The organism is Finegoldia magna ATCC 29328, from assembly GCF_000010185.1.
Taxonomy (GTDB): domain Bacteria; phylum Bacillota; class Clostridia; order Tissierellales; family Peptoniphilaceae; genus Finegoldia; species Finegoldia magna_H.
Genome location: NC_010376.1, coordinates 240,985 through 261,215, shown reverse-complemented (window position 1 = coordinate 261,215; position 20,231 = coordinate 240,985). Strand labels below are relative to the sequence as shown.

Here is a 20,231-nt window from a genome sequence, read left to right as displayed (position 1 = left end):
GGTTGTTATGGGACTTATAGATTACTCTTTGGAGCCAAAATCCGATATTGCTTTTGTGGATATCAAAAGTTTTTATGCAAGTGTAGAATGCGTCAAGAGAAATCTGAATCCCTTGACAACTTCTCTTTGCGTTATGAGTAATTCCGACAATGCGAGCGGATTAATTCTCGCAAGCTCTCCTACTTTCAAGAAAGTTTTCGGGAAAAAAAACGTCGGTAGGGCTTTTGATTTGCCTTTTCACGTCCACGATAGGAAGTTTAACTTCCAATCAGCTCTCAGACAGAATTTACCCATCACCGATTCATATGTAAATTACATCGAAACTTGGGCGAAAAACACCGTCATCGTTCCTCCAAGAATGGCTTTGTACATCGAGGAGAATTTGAAAATTCAGAAGATTTTTATGAATTACGCAGCGAAAGACGAGATTCTTCCCTACTCTATCGACGAGGGATTTATCGATTTGACAACCAGCTTGAATTATTTCGTTCCCGATACAAAAATATCTCGCAAGGACAAATTGGATTTGATATCTTCTAGAATTCAAAACGAAATCAGAAACAAAACTGGCTTGTACTCTACAGTTGGAATGAGTAATTCCAATCCTCTGTTGGCAAAGCTTGCACTGGACAATGAAGCGAAGAAAACTGTGAATATGAGGGCAAATTGGTCTTATGAGGATGTTGAAGAAAAAGTGTGGAATATTCCAGATTTGACAGATTTTTGGGGAATCGGCGAAAGAACGAAACGAAGATTGAATAAATTGTGTATTTTTTCAGTGAGAGACCTCGCAAATTCCAACCCCGATATTTTGAAAAGAGAATTTGGAATAATGGGCGTACAGTTGTGGTTTCACGCAAATGGAGTTGATGAATCCAAGGTCACGCAACCTTATAAGGGGAAATCAAAAGGACTCGGCAATTCGCAAGTTCTTCCCAAAGATTACTCCAAGAAAAGTGAAATCGAAATAGTTCTCAAAGAAATCGCAGAACAAGTTGCAATTAGAATTCGACGAATCAAAAAGAAAGCGACTGTAGTGTCGATTTACGTTGGATATTCCTTAAAAGAAAACAAAAAATCCATCCACGCACAAAAAACCATCTCACCTTCCCAATCAACTGCGCAACTCACGAAACATGTCATGGAGTTGTTCCACCAAAAATATCAGGGAGGATCTGTAAGAAGACTTGGTGTTAGCTACGAAAATTTGGTGGACGAAGCATGCATATCTTTTTCACTTTTTGAAGACATTGAAAAAATAGAAAAACAGAAAAACTTGGAATCTGCAATCGATGAAATCAGAGACAAATACGGGTTCACTTCCATTCAAAAAGCGACATCTCTCATGGAAGGATCGCGTGTAATCGAACGAAGCAAGCTAATTGGTGGTCACTGTGGCGGAATGGACGGTACTTATGATTATTAGAAATTATCTTCCCTACAAATCAGCAAGGGAATATTGCGACAGAAAAATGGCGAAATGGATGGGATTTTTCCTATCAGAACACACAACAGCACTACATTCGATGACTGAAAATGTCAGCATTCAATCGTTGGGTTCGAGTAGTTTACTTTTACTGATAAGCCAAGCTTATCTGAATGATTTCACAGTTGAAATCTTCGTTCACAACAACAAATCATACGTCGGGACAATATATGATTTTTTCGAAGACAAGATATATTTTGAAATAGACAATCAAATGATAGAGATAAAATTCAATGAGATTTTGAACATTAATTTGATGGAGTAGTTATGGATACATTACACAAAAACACATTTCAATTCGATTATTTTTCGGACAATTTCATAGCTTTCGAGAAAGATTTTTACAAATACGCAAACATCAATATTCCTCTGGCTTTTTTGACAGACGACATTTTGGAAAACATGATTTCCACTAAAAATAATTATTTCAGGGTAAATGCAAAAAATTGCAAAGACAACCTGGACCACTATTTTATGTTTAGGAAAAATTTCGTAAAAGAAAACAAATCCATAATTCTTTTTCAATATGTCGGCCACAAATCACAAATGGAACTTGAAAATTTGGAAGATAATCGTTAAATTTACTCGTAATGTTTTATTTTTTTTATAAATTTTTCAAAAAATGCTTGACAATATTTTTTTCGGATTGTATAATGATTAAAAATCAAACCTTCGGAAAAGAAGAGTAGTCATAAATAGATTTTACAGAGAAGCTCTATTTGGTGAGAGGAGCAAATTGATGTTATGGTGAACATGGTCTTTGAGGGGACAGTTCGATATTAGGACTGTACGGCAACTTCCGTTATCATGAGTTAGAGCTTGATGGAGCTTGAAGTGGTGTATTTTTACATACACAAAAAAGGTGGTACCGCGGATATTTCGCCCTTTCTATTAGAGATAATAGAAAGGGCTTTTTTTATTACAAAAATTAGGAGGAGATTATGATTGAGATAACTTTTAGAGGAAGAGGAGGACAAGGAGCATTCACTGCATCTAAAATAATTGGAAATGCATGTGTGAAACAAGCCAACTTGTACTCGTTGGCTTTCCCAACGTTTGGCCCAGAAAGAAGAGGCGCTCCTGTGAGTGCTTTTACAAAAATAGATACGAAAAAAATCGAAGACAGAACACAAGTACAAAATCCAGATTATTTGGTTATACTCGACGAATCGCTGTTCAATGTGAATGAATTAAAAAATCTTACAGATTGCACAGTATTCATCAATTCTTCAAAAAAATTTGAAGAAAAAAATGTGATTTCTGTAGATGCAACCAAAATCGCTTTGGATATTTTACATAAGCCGATTACAAATACTGCAATGATCGCAGCACTGTTTTCCAAATTCGATGTCATCGACAAACAAAGCATCGTAGAAAGTTTCAAAGATAATTTGTCGCCATCAGTCGTGGATAAAAACGTAGAATTATTCGAAGAAGTTTTGAAAGAGGTGAATGAAAATGAAAAGGCCAGAGCTTAAACAATTCAACGGTTTTGAAAAAATCGAAGATTATCCTTTGGGAACATATTACGAAGCGGGTTTCCTTACAGTTACCAACGATTCGTATCGAAGTTTTGATTATTTCATTGACAAAGACAAATGTAAAAACTGCTTGGAATGTTACTTGTATTGTCCAGATGGAACGATTGAAAAACAAGACTCATACGTTAGTATAAATCAAGATTTTTGCAAGGGTTGTGGAATTTGCCAGAAGATTTGCAGTTTCGATGCGATAGAAAGGAGGAGCAAATGAGAAGATTTTTATCGGGAAACGAAGCTGTAGCACAAGGCGTTAGATTATCGAAACCAAACGTAATTTCGGCGTATCCAATCACTCCACAAACTACAGTGGTTGAAAAACTATCGGAAATAGTAGAACAAAAACAGCTCGATGCAAGATTTGTTCATGTTGAAAGTGAACACTCTGCTCTATCTTGTGCAATCGGTGCAAGTGCAATTGGGGCGAGAACTTTCACAGCGACAAGTTCACAAGGACTGTTGTACATGGCAGAATGTCTTCCCTACGCTGCTGGCGGCAAATTCCCTATCGTGATGGTGAATGCGAATCGTTCAACTGCACTTCCTTGGAATATCTTCGGAGACCAACGTGATTCCTTGTCGCAACTTGATAGCGGTTGGATTCAAGTGTACGTGGAAGATGCACAAGAAGCTTTGGACACAGTAATTGAAGCGTATTACATAGCTGAACACAAGAAAGTCTCCACTCCAGTGATGATTAACTTGGATGGATTCGACCTCACACACACTTATGAACCTGTAGATGTTCCAGAAAACTGTGATGTGGATAAGTTCTTACCGAAATTTGAAACTGAAAACAAATTCGACGTCAATCATCCGAGAAATTTGGGGTTTTCAGTGGGGCCAAGTGATAATTTGGAATGGAAAATCAGAGAAAATAAAGCCGTTGTGGATTCTTTGGAAATAATCGAAGAATCAAGAGAAAAATTCAAACAAATTTTCAATAGAGATCACGGTGGTGTGATTGATTCCTACAAAGTTGAAGATGCAGATTATGTTTTGATTTCTATCGGATCAATCTCTGGATTAATCAGAAGTGTAGTCGATGAATTAAGAGAACAAGGTGAAAAAGTCGGATACTTGAAACTAAGATACATCAGACCTTTTCCAACAGAAAAATTGAGAAACGAACTTCAAAACGTGAAAAGAATTGGGGTTTTGGAAAAAGATATTTCGTTCGGACATTTCGGAACTGTCTACACTAATGTAAAATCAGTCACAGACATCGATTCACAAAATTTCGTTGGAGGACTTGGAGGACGCAACATCACAAGAGATAACATCAAAGAGATTTTCGAAAAACTTAAACAAAAGGGCGAAGAACTTAATTTTATAGGAGCGAAGTGCAATGAGTAACATAAATAAACGAACAATTACACAAGACGAATATTTTTACGGACACAAAGCATGTTCTGGTTGTGGAGCAGCACTTGCAGTTAGAATCGCTTTGAAAGTTCTCGGAGAAAGAGCAATCTCGGTTCTTCCAGCAGGTTGCATGTCGGCAGTTGGATTTAATTTCCCACAATTAGCTTTCAAGAACAACTCGATTATTTCGACGTTCGCTGGAACAGGCTCAATGCTTTCTGGAATTTACGAAGGAGCGAAATCTTTGGGGATTGAAGATTTGCAAATTGTTGGATTTGCAGGAGACGGTGCTACGGCAGATATTGGATTTCAAACATTATCTGCTGCAATAGACCGCGGTGACGATGTAATCTACATTTGCTACGACAACGAAGCCTACATGAACACAGGAATTCAAAAATCGTCCTTGACACCATTTGGCTCATCGACAACTACAACACCTGCAGGAAAAAACATCCACGGAAACACTCGAAACAAGAAAAATATTTTCGATATAATCGCAGCCCACGACATATCTTACGCAGCCACTGCATCTATCGGCTACATTCAAGATTACATCGACAAGGTTGAAAAAGCATCCAAAATCCGTGGAACCAAATACATTCACGTCCTCTCCCCTTGTCCAGTCGGTTGGGGTACAAATACAGACGATACGATTGATTTGGCGAAAGAAATCGTGGACAATTGCATGTTCCCATTAGAAGAATACGAAAATGGAAAATATTCTATCAAAGAAATCAAAAATAGAAAATCAGTTCACGATTACATCAGAAAACAAAGAAGATACAAACATTTGACAGATGAAGAAATAGATTTAATTGAAGAAAACACAATCAAAAATTACGAAAACAAACTTAAAAGGAGCTATCATGATTAGAAACAACATTAAAGAAATTACAAAAGAAAAATTAGAAAGTTTAAGAACATCAAAATACTGGGAAGAAGAATTAGAAACACTAAGCCGTGAAGAAATCGAAAAACTACAATTACACGAATTAAAAAACATATTGGTTCACGCTTACGAAAACTCCGAATACTACAGAAAAAGCTTCGACGAAAATTTGTTAGATCCATACGAATTTTCATCACTTGAAGAACTTGCAAACTATCCATTTATCAACAAGAAAACAGAACGTGATACACAACACAAGGGAAGTTTCCTTGGACAAATGGCTTGCACAAGTGAAGACGACGTAGTGTTCATCTCCGCATCTTCAGGATCTACTGGAGTTCCTACGATTTCTCCATTCACACAACAAGACCTCGACGAATTCCAAAACGTAGAATCCAGATTTTTCTACCAAATCGGAATGAGAAAAAGTGACCGTTACGTTCATGCACTCAACTTCTCGTTATTTGTCGGAGGTCCTGATGTAATCGGAGCACAAAATGTCGGCGCACTTTGTATTTGGGCAGGCACAATTCCATCTGAAAAACTATTGAACATAATTGTAAATTACAAACCAACTATAATTTGGACGACTCCTTCTTATGCGTGGTATTTGGGTGAAACTGCCAAGAAACACGGCTATGATCCAAAAGAATTATCGTTGAAGAAAATAATCGTTGCAGGAGAACCTGGTGGATCAATCAATGCCACAAGAGAAAAAATCGAAGAATTGTGGGACGCTGATTTGTATGATTTCTACGGATTAAGTGACATATTCGGAGCGTGTGCTGCAATGTGTGAACAAAAAGATGGACTTCATATCGCTGAAGATCAAATTTTAGTTGAAGTAATCGATCCTGAAACTGGAAAAGTTCTACCAGAAGGAGAAGTCGGAGAATTAGTCTTCACATCTTTGAGAAAACAAGCAAGACCAATGATTAGATTTAGAACTGGAGACATCGGATATGTAAATAAAGACAGATGCAAATGCGGCAGAACATCTACAAGAATTTACATAATCGGAAGATTAGATGACATGTTCATAGTATCTGGAGTGAACGTATTTCCATCAGATGTGGAACACGCAATCAGACAAGTCGAAGGAATCACTGGCGAATACAGAATCAGAATCTTCGACAAAAACCTAAGCACAGCTTATTCTGTTGAAGTCGAAAAGAACGACAACATCACAGATGTAGAAGCTTTAAGAGAAAATATATGGAAAGAACTGAAAGTTAGACTTGGTGTGAAACCTCACGAAATCATCATCCACGAAGACGGATATCTTCCAAGACAAACTCACAAAGCAAACAGAGTTATAGACGAAAGACAATAAAATGAAAAACTTATCAAATAGAGCGACAAGTTTCACCGAATCTGTCATCAGAAAAATGACACTTGTCGCCAACAAATACAATTCTATCAATTTGGCGCAAGGATTCCCAGAATTTGATCCGCCAATTGAAATATTAAACAGATTACAAGAAATTTCTCTGATAGGCCCACATCAATATTCCATAACTTGTGGGGCGAAAAATTTGAGAGAAGCCATCGCAAAAAAACACGAAAAACTCACAGGAAACACCACAAATCCTGATGAAAACGTCGTTGTAACATGCGGTGGTACAGAGGCAATGATGGCGAGCATGATGGCAATCACCAACCCCGGTGACAAAGTTATCATATTCTCTCCATTTTATGAAAACTACAAAGCCGATGCGATTTTGTCTGGAGCAGATCCAATATTTGTAAAATTAAACCCTCCAAATTTTGATTTTGACATAGACGAATTGGAAAATGCATTCAAACAAAATCCCAAAGCCATCATCCTCTGCAATCCCTCTAACCCATCTGGAAAAGTGTTCACCAGAGAAGAATTACAAATAATAGCAGATTTTGCAGAAAAATATGACACATACGTCGTGACAGATGAAGTGTACGAACACATAGTTTACAAACCATACGTGCACACATATTTTGCATCATTACCAAAAATGAAAGACAGAACCATCACCACGACATCTCTCTCCAAAACATACTCAATTACAGGTTGGAGACTTGGCTACACAATCGCAAACAAAGAAATCACACAAGCAATCAAATCAGTGCACGATTTTCTTACAGTCGGAGCAGCAGCCCCACTACAAGAAGCGGCGATAGTTGGACTTAATTTCGGTGATGAATATTACGAAAAACTACAAGAAAAATACACTCACAAAAGAGATATTTTCCTAGGCGGATTAAAAGAAATCGGACTAGACTTCTACTCTCCGCAAGGAACGTATTTCGTGATGGTCGACATATCCAAATTCAACCGCAAATCAGACTATGATTTCTGCGTAGAATTGTCACAAAAAATCGGCGTAACACCAGTTCCTGGTTCGTCATTTTTCAAAGACGATAACAACGATTATGTGAGATTTCATTTTGCAAAAAACGACGACACATTAATTGAAGCCATCAATCGCCTTCGAAAAATCAACGATTTGTTGGTTGACTAAAATAAATCTAGCTAATTTCAAATAAATACTCCTAAGCAATGACCGCGACATTAATTGCGGTTTTGCTATGTTGTGAAATAAAAAGTAGTTTCAAGACAAAAGAAAGTAGAAAACCAGTTTGCACGAATATCTAGACTACGCAAATTTGTGATTTCTAAATCTCGAAATCCTAAAATTTGAAGCACGCTTCGCTTACGCGGTCAAATTTTGGACGGATTTTTTCGATTTGAAATCAACTAAATTTTCTCCGTATGATATTCTTAGCAAAGCTGGTAATCTACTTTTGTTTCAATGCACTCACAAATATTTTCAAAAATCACTGGACGTTTACGTTTTACAGGAATAAGAAAACACAAAAACTCGTAACCCACTCATCTGTCTACAAAAATTGGAAAATTCAAAGCTCATGAAACTAAAATCGCAAACTCGCTGACGCTCAGACAGTGCGATTTCTTAACGTTTCATTTCGCTTGAATTTAAAACAATTTTTTCCGAATGATTCGCTTGTTTACGATGTTTTTGGTTTGTTTCAATGCAATCTTAGCAAAGCTGGTAATCTACTTCATTTCACATAATTACAAATCGCTGGACACAGAAACATGACAGGGACAAGAAAACAAAAAAACCCTTATGCACACGACAACAAAATCGTCGATTACTATGCATAAGGGTTTGTCTATCACAGTTTTTCTCTGTGATTTATTTTGTCAAAAACTAAAGTCTTTCTAGAAGTGATTTCACAAATTCGTAAGTTCTTTGTGTTGATTCTATTGAAAGTCTTTCCTTAGGACTGTGAACGTCTTTCATAGTAGGTCCTATGGAGATCATTTCCATGTCTGGGAATGTGTCGATAAACACTGCTGGCTCCAATGCTGCGTGAACAACTTCAACCTTCATTTCTTTTCCAAACAAATCTTTGTATGTTTCAAGCGCCAAGTTTCTCAATTCAGAATCTTTTGCAAATGCCCATGGTTTGTAATAATCTTCCTTCTTAACTTCAAATCCGTATTTTTCATAAACTTTTGACACATCTTCAGTATGTGCATCAAATGTTTCTGGGTTTGAACTTCTAAGAGAAATGGTTACCTTCAACACATCATCTTTTATTTCGAAAATAGCCAAGTTGTTGGAGCATTCAACGATATCTGGGTATTCTTGCATCATGCTGTAAACTCCGTGAGGAACCTCTTCGATGAAAGATAAGATATCTTCCTTATTTTTTTCATCCAATACTTTATCTGCGTTTTCACATTTTTCGATTTTAACTCTCATATCCTTATCCAATGGATATTTTGCAATTAAATCAGAAAAATCAATATCGTAGTCGTCTTCATTTGAACTGAACACAACTTTCGCATCTCTTGGAATAGCATTGTGTTTTGTTCCACCTTCTATACTAACAATTTCTACAGGTGATTTTTCTTCGATTAACTTCAAAGCTTCACGTGCAAATTTGATGGAGTTACCTCTTTGTTGGTGAATTTCCATTCCTGAGTGACCACCGAGCATGTTGTTAATATTCATTACAAAAGTATTTTTCATTTTATTATCCACATAATTTAACTTTTTAGTTCCTATTATGTTGTGTCCACCTGAACAACCAGACAACAAAATTCCTTCTACTTCAGCGTCAATATTCAAAAGTTTTCTTCCTTTGATGTTTTCTCTCTTCAATGCCCTTGCTCCGACCATTGTAGTTTCTTCATTAGTTGTAACCAATAATTCAAGTGCAGGGTGCTTACCGTTTTTGTCTTCCATGATTGCAAGTCCAATAGCACTTGCAATACCATCATCTGCACCCAAAGTAGTGCCTTCTGTTTTAACCCAATCGCCGTCTACAACAAGAGGAATAGGATCTGTCAAAAAGTCGTGATCAACTCCATCAGCTTTTTCTGCGACCATATCCATGTGACCTTGAATTACAACAGCAGGATGATCCACATAATCTGGATGAGCTGGTTTTCTGATTATAACGTTGTTACTTTCGTCTTGTATAGTTTCAAGTCCCAATTCTTTTCCAGTCTTGTACAAGAAATCACTAACTGCCTGTTCATTTCCAGATTCTCTTGGAATTTTAGTCAATTCTTCGAAATAATGAAACACTCTTTCCGGTTTTAAATTTTCTAACATATTTTCTCCTTTTTCTGTTCAAATTACTGTTCAAACAAACACATTCTTTGAGATTAACCCAAAGAATGTGTTCAAATTTCTAAATTAATGTAACAATATTCCCGAAAGAATACCGTAGTAGTTACCAATTACATAACCTAACGTACCTACCAGAAGTGCAGGAACGATAAGTTCTGTCCAACCTTTAGATACAGCCATTGCTGCAGCGGTAGTTGGTCCACCGACATTCGCATTTGATGCGATGATGATTTCTTCGATATTGAATTTGAAAAGTTTTCCAAATATCAATGAAACTACTAAGTTGATTAGTACAACGATTAATGCGAATACTAATAACAATGGAGATTCTCTTAAAATTAATCCGATTGATGCTGGAGCTCCAATAACTGCGAAGAACAAATAAATCAAGAAAGTACCAATTTCTTGGCTACCTCTGATAGATGAAATTTGTTTAGGAAATGCTGATGCAATAATCATAGTAATTGTTGTCATTAACAAGTATTTGTTTCCCAATAATCCGCCTAAGATAGCACTTACAGCACCTTCACCTTTGAATAAATCTCCAAAAAGTGTAGCTAATTTGTCTGATACAGCTACAATAACAAATGATAATGCAACTGTGAAAGCGATATCTTTGAGAGAAATTTCTTTTGCTCCCCAATATTTTGCAGCCATAGTTTTATTAGCTTCCATATCAGATTCTGATTGTTGTTCCAAAGCATTTACAAGTGGCATCTTGTAGTGTTTCTTGATAACAGCCATTGTTGGAAGTGCCATCAATGAAAAGAAATATAAAGCCATAAGTAAGTTATCTGCAACTAATGCAGCTGATACAGTTGCTCCAGGAACCTTGTATTGTTGACTCATTGCAACGAAGTTTACTGAACCACCAGTATAAGTACCCACAAACATAGGAACGATATCATTCAAAGCAGGAATTGCATTTTTCAAAGCAAAGTATGCAACAAATCCACCCAAAATTGTTCCAATACCACTTAATAAATAAATAATTAAAACTCTTCCTGAATCTCTACCAATTTTTTTGATATCAGCGTTGAATAACAACATTGGTACAGCCAACGGAACTACATAACTCCATACAGCATCGTAAACCGGTGCTTCTGTAGGAATAATTTTAAGGTTTGACAAAATTAAAGTAAAAGTCAAAGCCAAAATACATCCTGTAACCTTGCTTGCCCATGTATATTTTTGTTCCAAATATATTGCAAGAGCAGCACATGAAGCCAACACAGCCCAAAGTATCCAAGTACTTTCGGCACTAATAAATGATCCCATAAGAATCCTCCTTCAAAATATTTTATTTAATTAAATTATAATACTACGAAAAAATTTATGCAAGTATTTTCCTAAAATTTGTTATAAAATTACAAGTATTTTACTTGGCATTATAGTGCGTTTTATGTACTAATTAAACGTTAAATTTAAGTCATTTCTGTGTCAATTATGAAAATGTTTCTATTTTGTAAGTAAAAAAAGAGTACCAGCCTATGCCAGTACTCCTTATAATTTATTTTTGAATCATTGTGTTAAGCACAATAATATCCGTTTCTTTCATACCTTCCTTGGCAACATAACCGATGCTTCTGATGGTTTCTTCTATATCATCTTTTAACAAGCCATCGCCAGCTACCAAGTTTGTAATCAACTAATTTGTTAGAAAAAGAAATGCCCTCTTACTTATATATAGTTAAGAGGGCATGTTATATTCTTTATAATTTTATTTGTGTTTATTGTTGTAGAAATACACAAACAATGGTACTAATACATATCCAATAAACATTGATACTATTGCTAAATAGTTTGGAGCTAATACACCATTATTGTCAACAGTGAATTGTTTTACCCAACTAAATTTTGCAAGTAATACTATAGTAAGTAAAAGTGCTACAACTGGTATTATAACATCTGTAAAGAAGTTTTTCTTTACTCCGCTTACAACTTCTTGCTTGTTTTTTCCATAATAAAACCATATCAATGCAAGTGGAACAACAATGAATTGTGCAAATCTTGCGATGGCACTTATTATCATTATTGAACCCATGTGATATTTAAATGCGATAGGTAAAATAATTGCCAAAACAGCAGTTATAACCATTGAGAACAATGGGAATCCTTTATCTGTTCTCTTTGCAAATATTTTAGGAACTTGATTTTCATTAGCCATTGATTCTATTATTCTTGGCGTATGGAATGATGCAGCTACGTTTATTCCAAACATAGATATTAATGAACCGTAAAGAATTATAGATCTTACGATATGATTTTTAAATATAGCTACAAGTGCTACAACTTCTTTTGTGTTTACCATGGCTACTGGATCTATCATCATAGAAACAAGTACGATTCCAAAATATATTACAGCGATTATTACTATGCCTAGTGGAATTGCTTTTGGTAAGTTTTTTTCTGGTTGTTCCATATCTTCTGAACCTGAAGCAACACTTTCAAATCCAGTAAAAGCATAAAAAGCTGCAATCACTGCCATTACTATAGTTCCTAAATCCATATTATTCGCCACATCAGCTGTAACAGTTTCTATTTGTGAGAAATTGTTTTGTCCTGTAGTAATAACTAATATTAATCCCGCTACAATCGCAGTAACCAAGGCCAAGAGCTTACCTATTGTTGAAATATTGCTAACTAATTCCAAAATCCTTGTTCCGCAAACGTTGATTATAAATAAAATTGTCATCAAAATAATAAATCCAGCAGTGATATAGTTAAAATTAGTGCTATCCGCGCCAAAAATATTTAACATAGTTTTTACTACACCTGTTGCCATTACTCCCCAGGCTATTGCAGCTGAGAAAAATCTTGTAATTCCTATATACAATCCCCAATTATCTCCAAAAGCTGCCTTTGTATAAGCGTATGATGCTCCACCTTTTGAAACATATTTTGCAGAAGAAGCAAATGTAATTGCCAATACCGCTGCAAAAGCTGCTGCTGCTAGATAAATAAAAGGTGCATATTTGCCTGACATTTTAACTACAGATCCAGGTGATAGAAATATACCTGATCCGATTATTGAATTTATAGTCAATAGAACTATTGACCAAAATCCCAATTTTTTTGTTGCATTATTCATTTTTTACTCCTTTAATAAGTACTATTTATCAATTCACTGAACAAAAGATTCATCTTTTCTTCAGTTGAATGAAGCATTTCTGGATGCCATTGAACACCTAACATATATTTGTAGTTTGGATTTTCAATAGCTTCTACCACACCATCCTTACTAATCGCAGATGTGACGAATTCTTCAGCTACCTTGTCTATAATTTGATGGTGGAATGAGTTAACCATAATTGATTCTTCATTAAAAAGTTCTTTTAATTTTGTGTTTTCGATAATATCTACACTGTGAGTAGTTAAATAAGGAAAATTAACTTGATTGTGTTTAATAAAAGTTTTTTCTTTCAAATTAATATCTTGATAAAGAGTTCCACCAAAATAAACGTTTAAAATTTGAAATCCTCTACAAATTCCTAAAATAGGAATGTTTTTTTCGATTGCAAATTTTACTAAATTAAAATCGAACACATCTCTTTCAGGCAAAATTCCACCCAAATTTTTGTGTGGTTCTTGATTGTAAAACCTCGGAGTAACGTCATGTCCTCCACTTAAAATCAAACCATCAACATTTTGAATTTGTTCTCTAACAACCTCTTCACTGCTATTCATTGGTATAATATATGGAATTCCGCCATTTTTTATTACGGATTTTACATAATCTTCATTTACATAACTTCTTCTATATCCTGGAAAATTGCCAGATCCATCGATTATAATAGATCCAGAAATTCCTATAACTGGTTTTTTCATAAAATCTCCTTACTTTTCAATCATAGTGTGTAGAACTACAATATCTGTTTCTTTCATGCCTTCCTTGGCAACATAACCGATGCTTCTGATGGTTTCTTCGATATCATCTTTTAACAATCCATCGCCAGCTTCGAAGTTTCTGTTATTTTTCGCCAAATAATATCCCGAAATTCCCGCATCGACAGCTGTTGCGATTTTTGCTGCACAGGATGGTTTTGCACCGTCACAAATCATACCGGATGCAATCATCAAGGCATTGCCGATTGTTTTTTCAATCAAATCCAAATTTTTAGTTTCCATGTAGCAAATTCCAGCTCCTGCAGCAACCCCTGCGGATGTAACTCCACAAAAAGCTGAAAGTCTACCTATAAATCTCTTGATGTGAAGTGCTACCAAGTTTGTAATCAAAAGTCCACGGTACAAAGTTTCGCGGTCGTAATTTTTTTCGTTTGCAAATACTACAAGTGGCATCGTGCAAGTTATACCTTGGTTTCCGCTTCCTGCATTAATCACAACTGGAAGAGAACATCCACTCATACGAGCATCTGATCCAGCTGCTGCTCTTGCCTTGGCTTTTGATCTGATAGAATCATCTTCATCCATCAAAATCTTGCCCATTGCAACTCCCCATTTCCCAGTTAAACCTTCATCGGAAATTTTTGAATTCAACGTAATTTGATCTTCTAACAAATCCCTAACCTCATCCAAATCAACATTGTTTGCATATTCGAAAATATCTTTTACAGAAAGTTCGTCGTAATTTTCATATTCTGGAGTGTGAGTGTAGCAATTATCAATATGTATTACCTTATCGTTTTTTGTAACTTTGACGATATTTGTATGCTTATTTTTAATCTCAACATCAACGGTGTTTTCTTTGTCGTCTTCAGCTACGATTTCTATGTCTAAGTTTTCCACACCTTCTTTTAAACTTACCTTAATAATATTATTGTCAAGCATGCACTTCGCAGCCTTGATATCCTCATCAGTAACCTTCGACAAAACCTCAAGACCAAGTGAAGAATCGCCCGCAACAGTTCCAATAGCAGTCGCAGCTTCCACGCCCTTCATGCCATTAGTGTTTGGAACAGTGACACCCTTAACGTTTTTAATAATATTTCCTGAACACTTAACCTCGATTTTAGTTGGAATATCCCCCAAAACTTCCCTAGCCTTAGCCGCTGCCAACGCAATAGAAATCGGTTCCGTACATCCTAATGCCATAATTAATTCAGATTTTAATAATTCAGTATAATTTTTCATTAATATCCCCCTGTAAATATTTTTTTATATTAATACTTTATGACTATTTATTAACTAATTTGAACATGAGAGTCCCATAATAATGGATCAAACATAGTAATCGTAGTCTCAAACAACCATAAATAATAAGAAATAATCCATATAATAGTAGGACAACCATTTCCTTTGATATTATAACATGTAAAAAGCAATTTTGTAAATATTTTATTAAAAATTCATCTTACAAATACTCCAAAATAACCTTCCACTCATCTACCAAATCGTCCAGCCTGTACCTCGCATTTGCAGGTGATGTCGAAGGAAGCTTCGTGCAATCCACCCTCAAATTCTTTTTGTGATACTTCTCGAAACATTTATAAGAAGCAGTCCCATTGCAAAAAACATGTTTAATATTTGCACAATCCACAATTTCTTTCAAATTAGAAGGCACAACATTTTTGATACTAGAATCTGATGAGCCAATAATATCGCACTGATAAATCGAATCGTAAACGGCAATATTATGCTCCAACAAAAACTTTTTTCTCTCATCTATACTAACGTTCAAATCCACATCGAATAGTTTCTCCATCAGCTTCCAAAACCTGTTTTGTGGATGGCCGTAGAAAAACCCATACTCCCTCGTCTTCACCGATGGAAAAGAACCCAAAATCAAAATCTTGGAATTCTCATCGTAAAGAGGCGACAACGGATGAACAATCGTCTCGTAATTTCCTTTCATAAATCCTCCAATCTCTCTTGATTATATCACAGACTTTTCTCTGAAAAATAAAACAATAGCCATCATGCAAACAATAAATTCACTCACAGGATACGCTGCCCACACGCCAGTCATTGCAAAAATCTTCGATAAAATCAAAGCCGTAGGAATAATAATCACAAATCCCCTCGCAAATGAAATCACCTGTGATTTAATTGATCTTTCAGTTGACGTAAAATAAGTCGAAACCACAATATTAAAACCAATGAAAAAGCACGCGACAAAATAAATCTTCATGCCACTCACAGCGTAATCTTGAAGCAAAACATCATTCGCCTTGTTGTAAAACGCCGCTAAAATATCCGCGTTGAAATAAATCTCACCGTAAATTAAAATCGACAACATAATTTGTACAACAACAGCATACTTCAAAATTTTTCCCACATTTTCAACATCATTCTTTCCGTAATAATGACTAATCAAAGGTTGAATACCTTGCGACAAACCAGTATAAATAGCTGTAACCACCAAAGAAATCACAGTAATAATGCTGAAACTAGCCACCCCGACATTTCCAGAAATCCCTAGAATAATCATATTGAAAGTGAACATCACACTCGCAGAAGTCGCCTCCGTCAACAAAGCAAACATCCCCTTCGACACAATCTCCCTAATACTATGGAAATCAAAAATATTCTTGTTTAAATGAAATCCGTTGTTTCTCGCAATAATATAAGGAGCAATCACCATCATACTTATAATTGGAGCAAGACCCGTCGCAAAAATTGCCCCGAAAATCCCCATATTCATCGGAAAAATAAACACATAATCCAAAATCACATTCGAAATACTACCAATAACCATCGCAGCCATCGATAACCTTGGATTCCTGTCATTTCTGACAAAACACTGCAAAATATTATTCATAAAAAAAGCCGGCGCAAATAACGTCATCACTCTCAAATAAGTATTAGTCATCTCGAAAATACTATCGTCCGCTCCCAAAAACCTCACCAGTTTATCAGAGAAAAACATCCCCGAAATCACAAACAAACAAGCAATGCTAACACCCAAAACCACCGCATTCGTGAAAATAGTATTCGCATCATCATCCATATCCTTACTCTTAAAAATCGAATACTTGATGCCACCACCAATACCAATCATCAAACCCATCCCGTTAATAATGCAAAACATCGGAAATGCAATATTAAGAGCCGACAAACCGTCCGCTTTTAACTTCCACGAAACAAAATAAGTATCCATCAAAGTATAACAAGAAAAAGCAATCTGCGCGAAAATATTCAGAAAAACATACTTTCCAAACTCGCGAATAGATTTATCATTACCCATAAAAACTCCTTCAATAAAAAAATAAAACGTCCACACACAATAGCCTTTGTGTATGGACGCGTTTCAAACCATGAAATAATTATACCATATCTCGCCCTGTTTGTCGGAAGTTGTGGCGTGGACGTGGGTGTGGAGTGTGGATGATGGCGTGATCGTGGGCGTGGGTGGAGAGGGTCTGGATGTGAGTGTGTATGAGGCGTAGAGCTGAGCGTGGCTTGTAGGGTTGTGAAATAAAGTAGATTAACGGGGTTGCTAATAGTGCATTGAAACAAAAGTAGATTACCAGTTTTGCTAATTGTGCATTGAAATAAACCAAAAACATCGTAAACAAGCGAATCATTCGGAAAAAATTGTTTTAAATTCAAGCGAAATGAAACGTTAAAAAATCGCACTGTCTGAGCGTCAGCGAGTTTGCGATTTTAGTTTCACAAACTTAGAATTTATTTATTTGCGTAGTCTAGATATTCGTGCAAACTGGTTTTCTACTTTCCCTGTCCCTGTAAAAGGTATCTGTCCAGCGATTTTGTTGTTCTGTGAAATAAAAGTAGATTACCAGTTTTGTTTATTGTGCATTGAAATAAAAAAAAAGATCGTAGCTGAATGAGTCATCTGGAAAAAATTGTGCAAAATTCAATCGAAAAAATCCGTCCAAAATTTGACCGCGTAAGCGTAGCGTGCTTCAAATTTTAGGATTTTGAGATTAGAATTTTCCAATTTTTGTAAGCTAGACGAATGTGCTACGACTTTTCTTGTTTTGCATGTCTCTGTAAAATGTAGACATCTTGTGATTATGTGTATATGTGAAATAAACAAAAAACATCGTAAACAAGCGAATCATTCGGAAAAAATTGCTCTAAATTCAAGCGAAATAAAACGTTAAAAAATCGCACTGTCTGAGCGTCAGCGAGTTTGCAATTTTAGTTTCATAAGCGATGAATTTATCAATTTTTGTAGACAGATGAGCGGTTTACGAGTTTTTGTGTTTTTCATGTACTGAAGCTATGTTGTAATTTTCGTAGTCTAGATATTCGTGCAAACTGGTTTTCTACTTTTCCTCGTCCTGAAACTACCTTCGCAATTTTACCGCATCAAAAAAGAGGTGATCTCTCACCCCTGTTTCTAATAAATTATTTTACAATAACTCTGTTGTTGATGTTTTCCTTTTCCTTTGGATCTGGATCGGCAGTTTTGTTACCGAATACCATTTGTGCGTCTAGTTTCCAAGATTTTGGAATATCGAACATTTCCTTAACCGCATCGTCTATAACTGGATTGTAGTGTTGGATATTTGCACCCAAGCCCAATTCTTCAAGTGCAGTCCAAATATTTAGCTCCAACATTCCGATAGATTGTGCTGCCCAATGCTCAAACTTTTCAACATCAGCGCCTGTATCTTCTGAAGCCTTCTTCAAAGTTTCTTCGTCAGAAAAATACAACACAGTTCCGTAGCCACTCTTGAACATATTTATCTTTTCCTCAGCAACCTTTCCGTTGAAAACCTCACCGATTTTGTCCCATAACTTATCGTGGTCATCCTTGAAAACAACCACAACTCTTTGACTTCTGATACCGTAAGCATCAGGTGTCAACTCAGTAATATTCTTGATAGTTTTTGTGATTTCCGCTTCGTTTGATTTAATATTCTTGTCCAAACTGTAAATAGTTCTTCTGTTTTGTAGTGATTTTTCAATATTTGTCATAATTCTCTCCTTTTTATTGATCCTCTTCAGGTTTTTCCTTGATAAAAGTTCCGTTTCTCAAATCCAAGCTCGCTTGTCTCAAATCTTCGTTAGTATTCATAACAATTGGACCTTCCCAAGCAATCGGTTCATTCGTAGGAATAGATTGTAAAAATAGAACAATTACATCCTCATCCTTCGCTTTAATTGTCAATTTGTCGCCATCAGTAGTCGTCACAGCTGTTTTTTCAGAAACAACATCACCTTCCACCTCAATATCTCCAATCAACGTAAACAAAATAACTTGCTGATCATCTTTCGTGTCAATCGTAAATTCCTCGTTCTTCTTAATCTCGATCTCGTAAAAGTCTAGCGGCAAATATTTCGGCGCATATCCTTTTGTACCCTTATATTCTCCAGAAATAACCTTAATCTTCGCAAAATCTTCCTCAACAATCTTCAAATCATCTCCACGAAGCGATTGATAATGAGGCCTTACCATCTTGTCCTTTGAAAGTAAATTCAACCACAATTGAACACCAAGCATCCTCTTTGATGGTTTCGGCATCTCCTCGTGCATAATCCCACTTCCAGCAGTCATCCATTGAACCTCGTTGTCAGTAATCGTGTCCTCATTTCCCATCGAATCCTTGTGAGTCATCGTACCCTCACGCAAATACGTTATCGTCTCAATACCTCGATGTGGATGCATCGGAAATCCCTTAATATAATCATCAGGATCAACGCTGTCAAAAGAATCCAACATCAAAATCGGATCGTATTCTTTCGTAGTGTTGCGGCTCAAAACCCTCACAAGACTAACACCAGCCCCATCCTTCGTCCTAAAACCCTGCGTCCTATTCAAAATTTTCCTCTTCATATTTCCTCCTGAATTTATTCATCAATATTATCAATTCTTTCTTGTCCTCATCATCCCACAAAGAAATCAATTCATCCATGAATTTCAAATTCTCTGGAACAATCTCATCCATCAAATCTTTTCCCTTATCAGTCAAATCAAGAATATATCTTCTCTTGTCAGCCTCATCCTGCTTCCTCGTAATAAAACCATCTTTCTCCAAGTTCTTCACGATAACAGGAATATTTCCACTCGTAGACAAAATCTTCTCCATAACCTCTCCAGTTGAAAGCCTGCCCTTAGAATATAAAGCCTCCATAACTGCAAACTGACCCAAAGTAAGATTGTGCTTCAAAATTAATTTATTGTTCTCGCGGCGAAGAGTATTAATAACCCTGCTCATATAAATATACACCGCCATTGATTTTTTAGTATTCATATTATCCCTCTGACCTAATATTATCACTAATTAGAGATAATTACAACTCACCTCCCCCTCTTCCGTTTAAAAAAGATGAGATGATATTTTGTTATTCTTGTTCCCTGTCCCTCAAAAACGTAGATGTCCATCAGCACTGTATTTACGTGAAACAAAAGCAGATTGCCAAGTTTGCTAAGTATG

At 36.0% G+C, this 20,231-nt stretch carries 20 protein-coding genes and 1 other annotated feature; of the genes, 9 read left to right on the top strand and 11 right to left on the bottom strand.

What is annotated here, in order from left to right:
• Positions 1-7 precede the first annotated feature (7 nt).
• The 9 genes from FMG_RS09945 to FMG_RS01175 all read left to right on the top strand — a co-directional run bounded on the left by FMG_RS09945 (position 8) and on the right by FMG_RS01175 (position 7,779).
• Complete coding sequence (locus tag FMG_RS09945) at positions 8-1,426, top strand: Y-family DNA polymerase (protein ID WP_002841464.1); 1,419 nt, start codon at positions 8-10, stop codon at positions 1,424-1,426.
• Positions 1,416-1,751: a hypothetical protein gene (locus tag FMG_RS01210; RefSeq protein ID WP_041250570.1), complete on the top strand. Its 336-nt coding sequence runs from the start codon at positions 1,416-1,418 to the stop codon at positions 1,749-1,751. The genes FMG_RS09945 and FMG_RS01210 overlap by 11 nt, the downstream gene beginning before the upstream one ends.
• Before the next feature lie 2 nt (positions 1,752-1,753).
• Positions 1,754-2,065, top strand: coding sequence for a DUF5960 family protein (locus FMG_RS01205; RefSeq protein WP_012290246.1), 312 nt, complete (start codon positions 1,754-1,756; stop codon positions 2,063-2,065).
• Between the two features lie 85 nt (positions 2,066-2,150).
• Positions 2,151-2,376, top strand: a binding site (T-box leader).
• 51 nt (positions 2,377-2,427) lie between these two features.
• Positions 2,428-2,964, top strand: a complete 537-nt coding sequence (locus FMG_RS01200; RefSeq protein ID WP_012290245.1) for a 2-oxoacid:acceptor oxidoreductase family protein — start codon at positions 2,428-2,430, stop codon at positions 2,962-2,964.
• Complete coding sequence (locus FMG_RS01195) at positions 2,945-3,238, top strand: 4Fe-4S binding protein (protein WP_035111237.1); 294 nt, start codon at positions 2,945-2,947, stop codon at positions 3,236-3,238. Before FMG_RS01200 ends, FMG_RS01195 begins: the two co-directional genes overlap by 20 nt.
• Positions 3,235-4,380: a 2-ketoisovalerate ferredoxin oxidoreductase subunit alpha gene (gene porA, locus FMG_RS01190; RefSeq protein ID WP_012290244.1), complete on the top strand. Its 1,146-nt coding sequence runs from the start codon at positions 3,235-3,237 to the stop codon at positions 4,378-4,380. Before FMG_RS01195 ends, porA begins: the two co-directional genes overlap by 4 nt.
• Positions 4,373-5,266, top strand: coding sequence for a thiamine pyrophosphate-dependent enzyme (locus tag FMG_RS01185; protein WP_012290243.1), 894 nt, complete (start codon positions 4,373-4,375; stop codon positions 5,264-5,266). Before porA ends, FMG_RS01185 begins: the two co-directional genes overlap by 8 nt.
• Complete coding sequence (locus FMG_RS01180) at positions 5,259-6,614, top strand: phenylacetate--CoA ligase family protein (protein WP_012290242.1); 1,356 nt, start codon at positions 5,259-5,261, stop codon at positions 6,612-6,614. The genes FMG_RS01185 and FMG_RS01180 overlap by 8 nt, the downstream gene beginning before the upstream one ends.
• Position 6,615: 1 nt before the next feature.
• Positions 6,616-7,779 (top strand): pyridoxal phosphate-dependent aminotransferase, encoded by a 1,164-nt coding sequence (locus FMG_RS01175; protein WP_012290241.1) that lies wholly within the window; start codon positions 6,616-6,618, stop codon positions 7,777-7,779.
• A gap of 714 nt (positions 7,780-8,493) precedes the next feature.
• On the opposite strand, the gene pepD is transcribed toward FMG_RS01175, so the two are convergent.
• From pepD to FMG_RS01125, 11 genes are all read right to left on the bottom strand, one after another.
• Positions 8,494-9,909, bottom strand: coding sequence for a beta-Ala-His dipeptidase (gene pepD / locus FMG_RS01170; protein ID WP_012290240.1), 1,416 nt, complete (start codon positions 9,907-9,909; stop codon positions 8,494-8,496).
• Positions 9,910-9,993: 84 nt separating this feature from the next.
• Positions 9,994-11,205: a DUF819 domain-containing protein gene (locus FMG_RS01165; RefSeq protein WP_012290239.1), complete on the bottom strand. Its 1,212-nt coding sequence runs from the start codon at positions 11,203-11,205 to the stop codon at positions 9,994-9,996.
• 232 nt (positions 11,206-11,437) lie between these two features.
• Positions 11,438-11,563 carry an L-serine ammonia-lyase, iron-sulfur-dependent, subunit alpha gene (locus tag FMG_RS09825; RefSeq protein ID WP_231840048.1) on the bottom strand — a complete coding sequence of 42 codons (126 nt, stop codon included), beginning with the start codon at positions 11,561-11,563 and terminating at the stop codon, positions 11,438-11,440.
• 84 nt (positions 11,564-11,647) lie between these two features.
• Complete coding sequence (locus FMG_RS01160) at positions 11,648-13,018, bottom strand: APC family permease (RefSeq protein ID WP_012290238.1); 1,371 nt, start codon at positions 13,016-13,018, stop codon at positions 11,648-11,650.
• An 11-nt stretch (positions 13,019-13,029) separates the two neighbouring features.
• Positions 13,030-13,755, bottom strand: coding sequence for a gamma-glutamyl-gamma-aminobutyrate hydrolase family protein (locus tag FMG_RS01155; protein ID WP_012290237.1), 726 nt, complete (start codon positions 13,753-13,755; stop codon positions 13,030-13,032).
• 9 nt (positions 13,756-13,764) lie between these two features.
• A complete protein-coding gene (locus FMG_RS01150) occupies positions 13,765-15,018 on the bottom strand; it encodes a serine dehydratase subunit alpha family protein (protein ID WP_012290236.1) in 1,254 nt (417 codons plus the stop codon).
• A 220-nt stretch (positions 15,019-15,238) separates the two neighbouring features.
• The gene (locus FMG_RS01145; protein ID WP_012290235.1) at positions 15,239-15,739 is read right to left on the bottom strand and encodes a DNA-deoxyinosine glycosylase; all 501 of its coding nucleotides are present in this window, start codon (positions 15,737-15,739) and stop codon (positions 15,239-15,241) included.
• Between the two features lie 21 nt (positions 15,740-15,760).
• The gene (locus FMG_RS01140; RefSeq protein WP_012290234.1) at positions 15,761-17,071 is read right to left on the bottom strand and encodes an MATE family efflux transporter; all 1,311 of its coding nucleotides are present in this window, start codon (positions 17,069-17,071) and stop codon (positions 15,761-15,763) included.
• Positions 17,072-18,198: 1,127 nt separating this feature from the next.
• Positions 18,199-18,771, bottom strand: a complete 573-nt coding sequence (locus FMG_RS01135) for a nitroreductase family protein (protein ID WP_012290233.1) — start codon at positions 18,769-18,771, stop codon at positions 18,199-18,201.
• Positions 18,772-18,784: 13 nt separating this feature from the next.
• Positions 18,785-19,630 carry a pirin family protein gene (locus tag FMG_RS01130; RefSeq protein WP_012290232.1) on the bottom strand — a complete coding sequence of 282 codons (846 nt, stop codon included), beginning with the start codon at positions 19,628-19,630 and terminating at the stop codon, positions 18,785-18,787.
• Positions 19,608-20,048, bottom strand: coding sequence for a MarR family winged helix-turn-helix transcriptional regulator (locus tag FMG_RS01125; RefSeq protein ID WP_012290231.1), 441 nt, complete (start codon positions 20,046-20,048; stop codon positions 19,608-19,610). Before FMG_RS01125 ends, FMG_RS01130 begins: the two co-directional genes overlap by 23 nt.
• Positions 20,049-20,231: the final 183 nt, after the last annotated feature.

Bases quoted from the DNA above. Each gene is read 5' to 3' on its own strand.
- FMG_RS09945 (WP_002841464.1), top strand. From the start codon at position 8: ATGGGACTTATAGATTACTCTTTGGAGCCAAAATCCGATATTGCTTTT.
- FMG_RS01210 (WP_041250570.1), top strand. From the start codon at position 1,416: ATGATTATTAGAAATTATCTTCCCTACAAATCAGCAAGGGAATATTGC.
- FMG_RS01205 (WP_012290246.1), top strand. From the start codon at position 1,754: ATGGATACATTACACAAAAACACATTTCAATTCGATTATTTTTCGGAC.
- FMG_RS01200 (WP_012290245.1), top strand. From the start codon at position 2,428: ATGATTGAGATAACTTTTAGAGGAAGAGGAGGACAAGGAGCATTCACT.
- FMG_RS01195 (WP_035111237.1), top strand. From the start codon at position 2,945: ATGAAAAGGCCAGAGCTTAAACAATTCAACGGTTTTGAAAAAATCGAA.
- porA (WP_012290244.1), top strand. From the start codon at position 3,235: ATGAGAAGATTTTTATCGGGAAACGAAGCTGTAGCACAAGGCGTTAGA.
- FMG_RS01185 (WP_012290243.1), top strand. From the start codon at position 4,373: ATGAGTAACATAAATAAACGAACAATTACACAAGACGAATATTTTTAC.
- FMG_RS01180 (WP_012290242.1), top strand. From the start codon at position 5,259: ATGATTAGAAACAACATTAAAGAAATTACAAAAGAAAAATTAGAAAGT.
- FMG_RS01175 (WP_012290241.1), top strand. From the start codon at position 6,616: ATGAAAAACTTATCAAATAGAGCGACAAGTTTCACCGAATCTGTCATC.
- pepD (WP_012290240.1), bottom strand. From the start codon at position 9,909: ATGTTAGAAAATTTAAAACCGGAAAGAGTGTTTCATTATTTCGAAGAA.
- FMG_RS01165 (WP_012290239.1), bottom strand. From the start codon at position 11,205: ATGGGATCATTTATTAGTGCCGAAAGTACTTGGATACTTTGGGCTGTG.
- FMG_RS01160 (WP_012290238.1), bottom strand. From the start codon at position 13,018: ATGAATAATGCAACAAAAAAATTGGGATTTTGGTCAATAGTTCTATTG.
- FMG_RS01155 (WP_012290237.1), bottom strand. From the start codon at position 13,755: ATGAAAAAACCAGTTATAGGAATTTCTGGATCTATTATAATCGATGGA.
- FMG_RS01150 (WP_012290236.1), bottom strand. From the start codon at position 15,018: ATGAAAAATTATACTGAATTATTAAAATCTGAATTAATTATGGCATTA.
- FMG_RS01145 (WP_012290235.1), bottom strand. From the start codon at position 15,739: ATGAAAGGAAATTACGAGACGATTGTTCATCCGTTGTCGCCTCTTTAC.
- FMG_RS01140 (WP_012290234.1), bottom strand. From the start codon at position 17,071: ATGGGTAATGATAAATCTATTCGCGAGTTTGGAAAGTATGTTTTTCTG.
- FMG_RS01135 (WP_012290233.1), bottom strand. From the start codon at position 18,771: ATGACAAATATTGAAAAATCACTACAAAACAGAAGAACTATTTACAGT.
- FMG_RS01130 (WP_012290232.1), bottom strand. From the start codon at position 19,630: ATGAAGAGGAAAATTTTGAATAGGACGCAGGGTTTTAGGACGAAGGAT.
- FMG_RS01125 (WP_012290231.1), bottom strand. From the start codon at position 20,048: ATGAATACTAAAAAATCAATGGCGGTGTATATTTATATGAGCAGGGTT.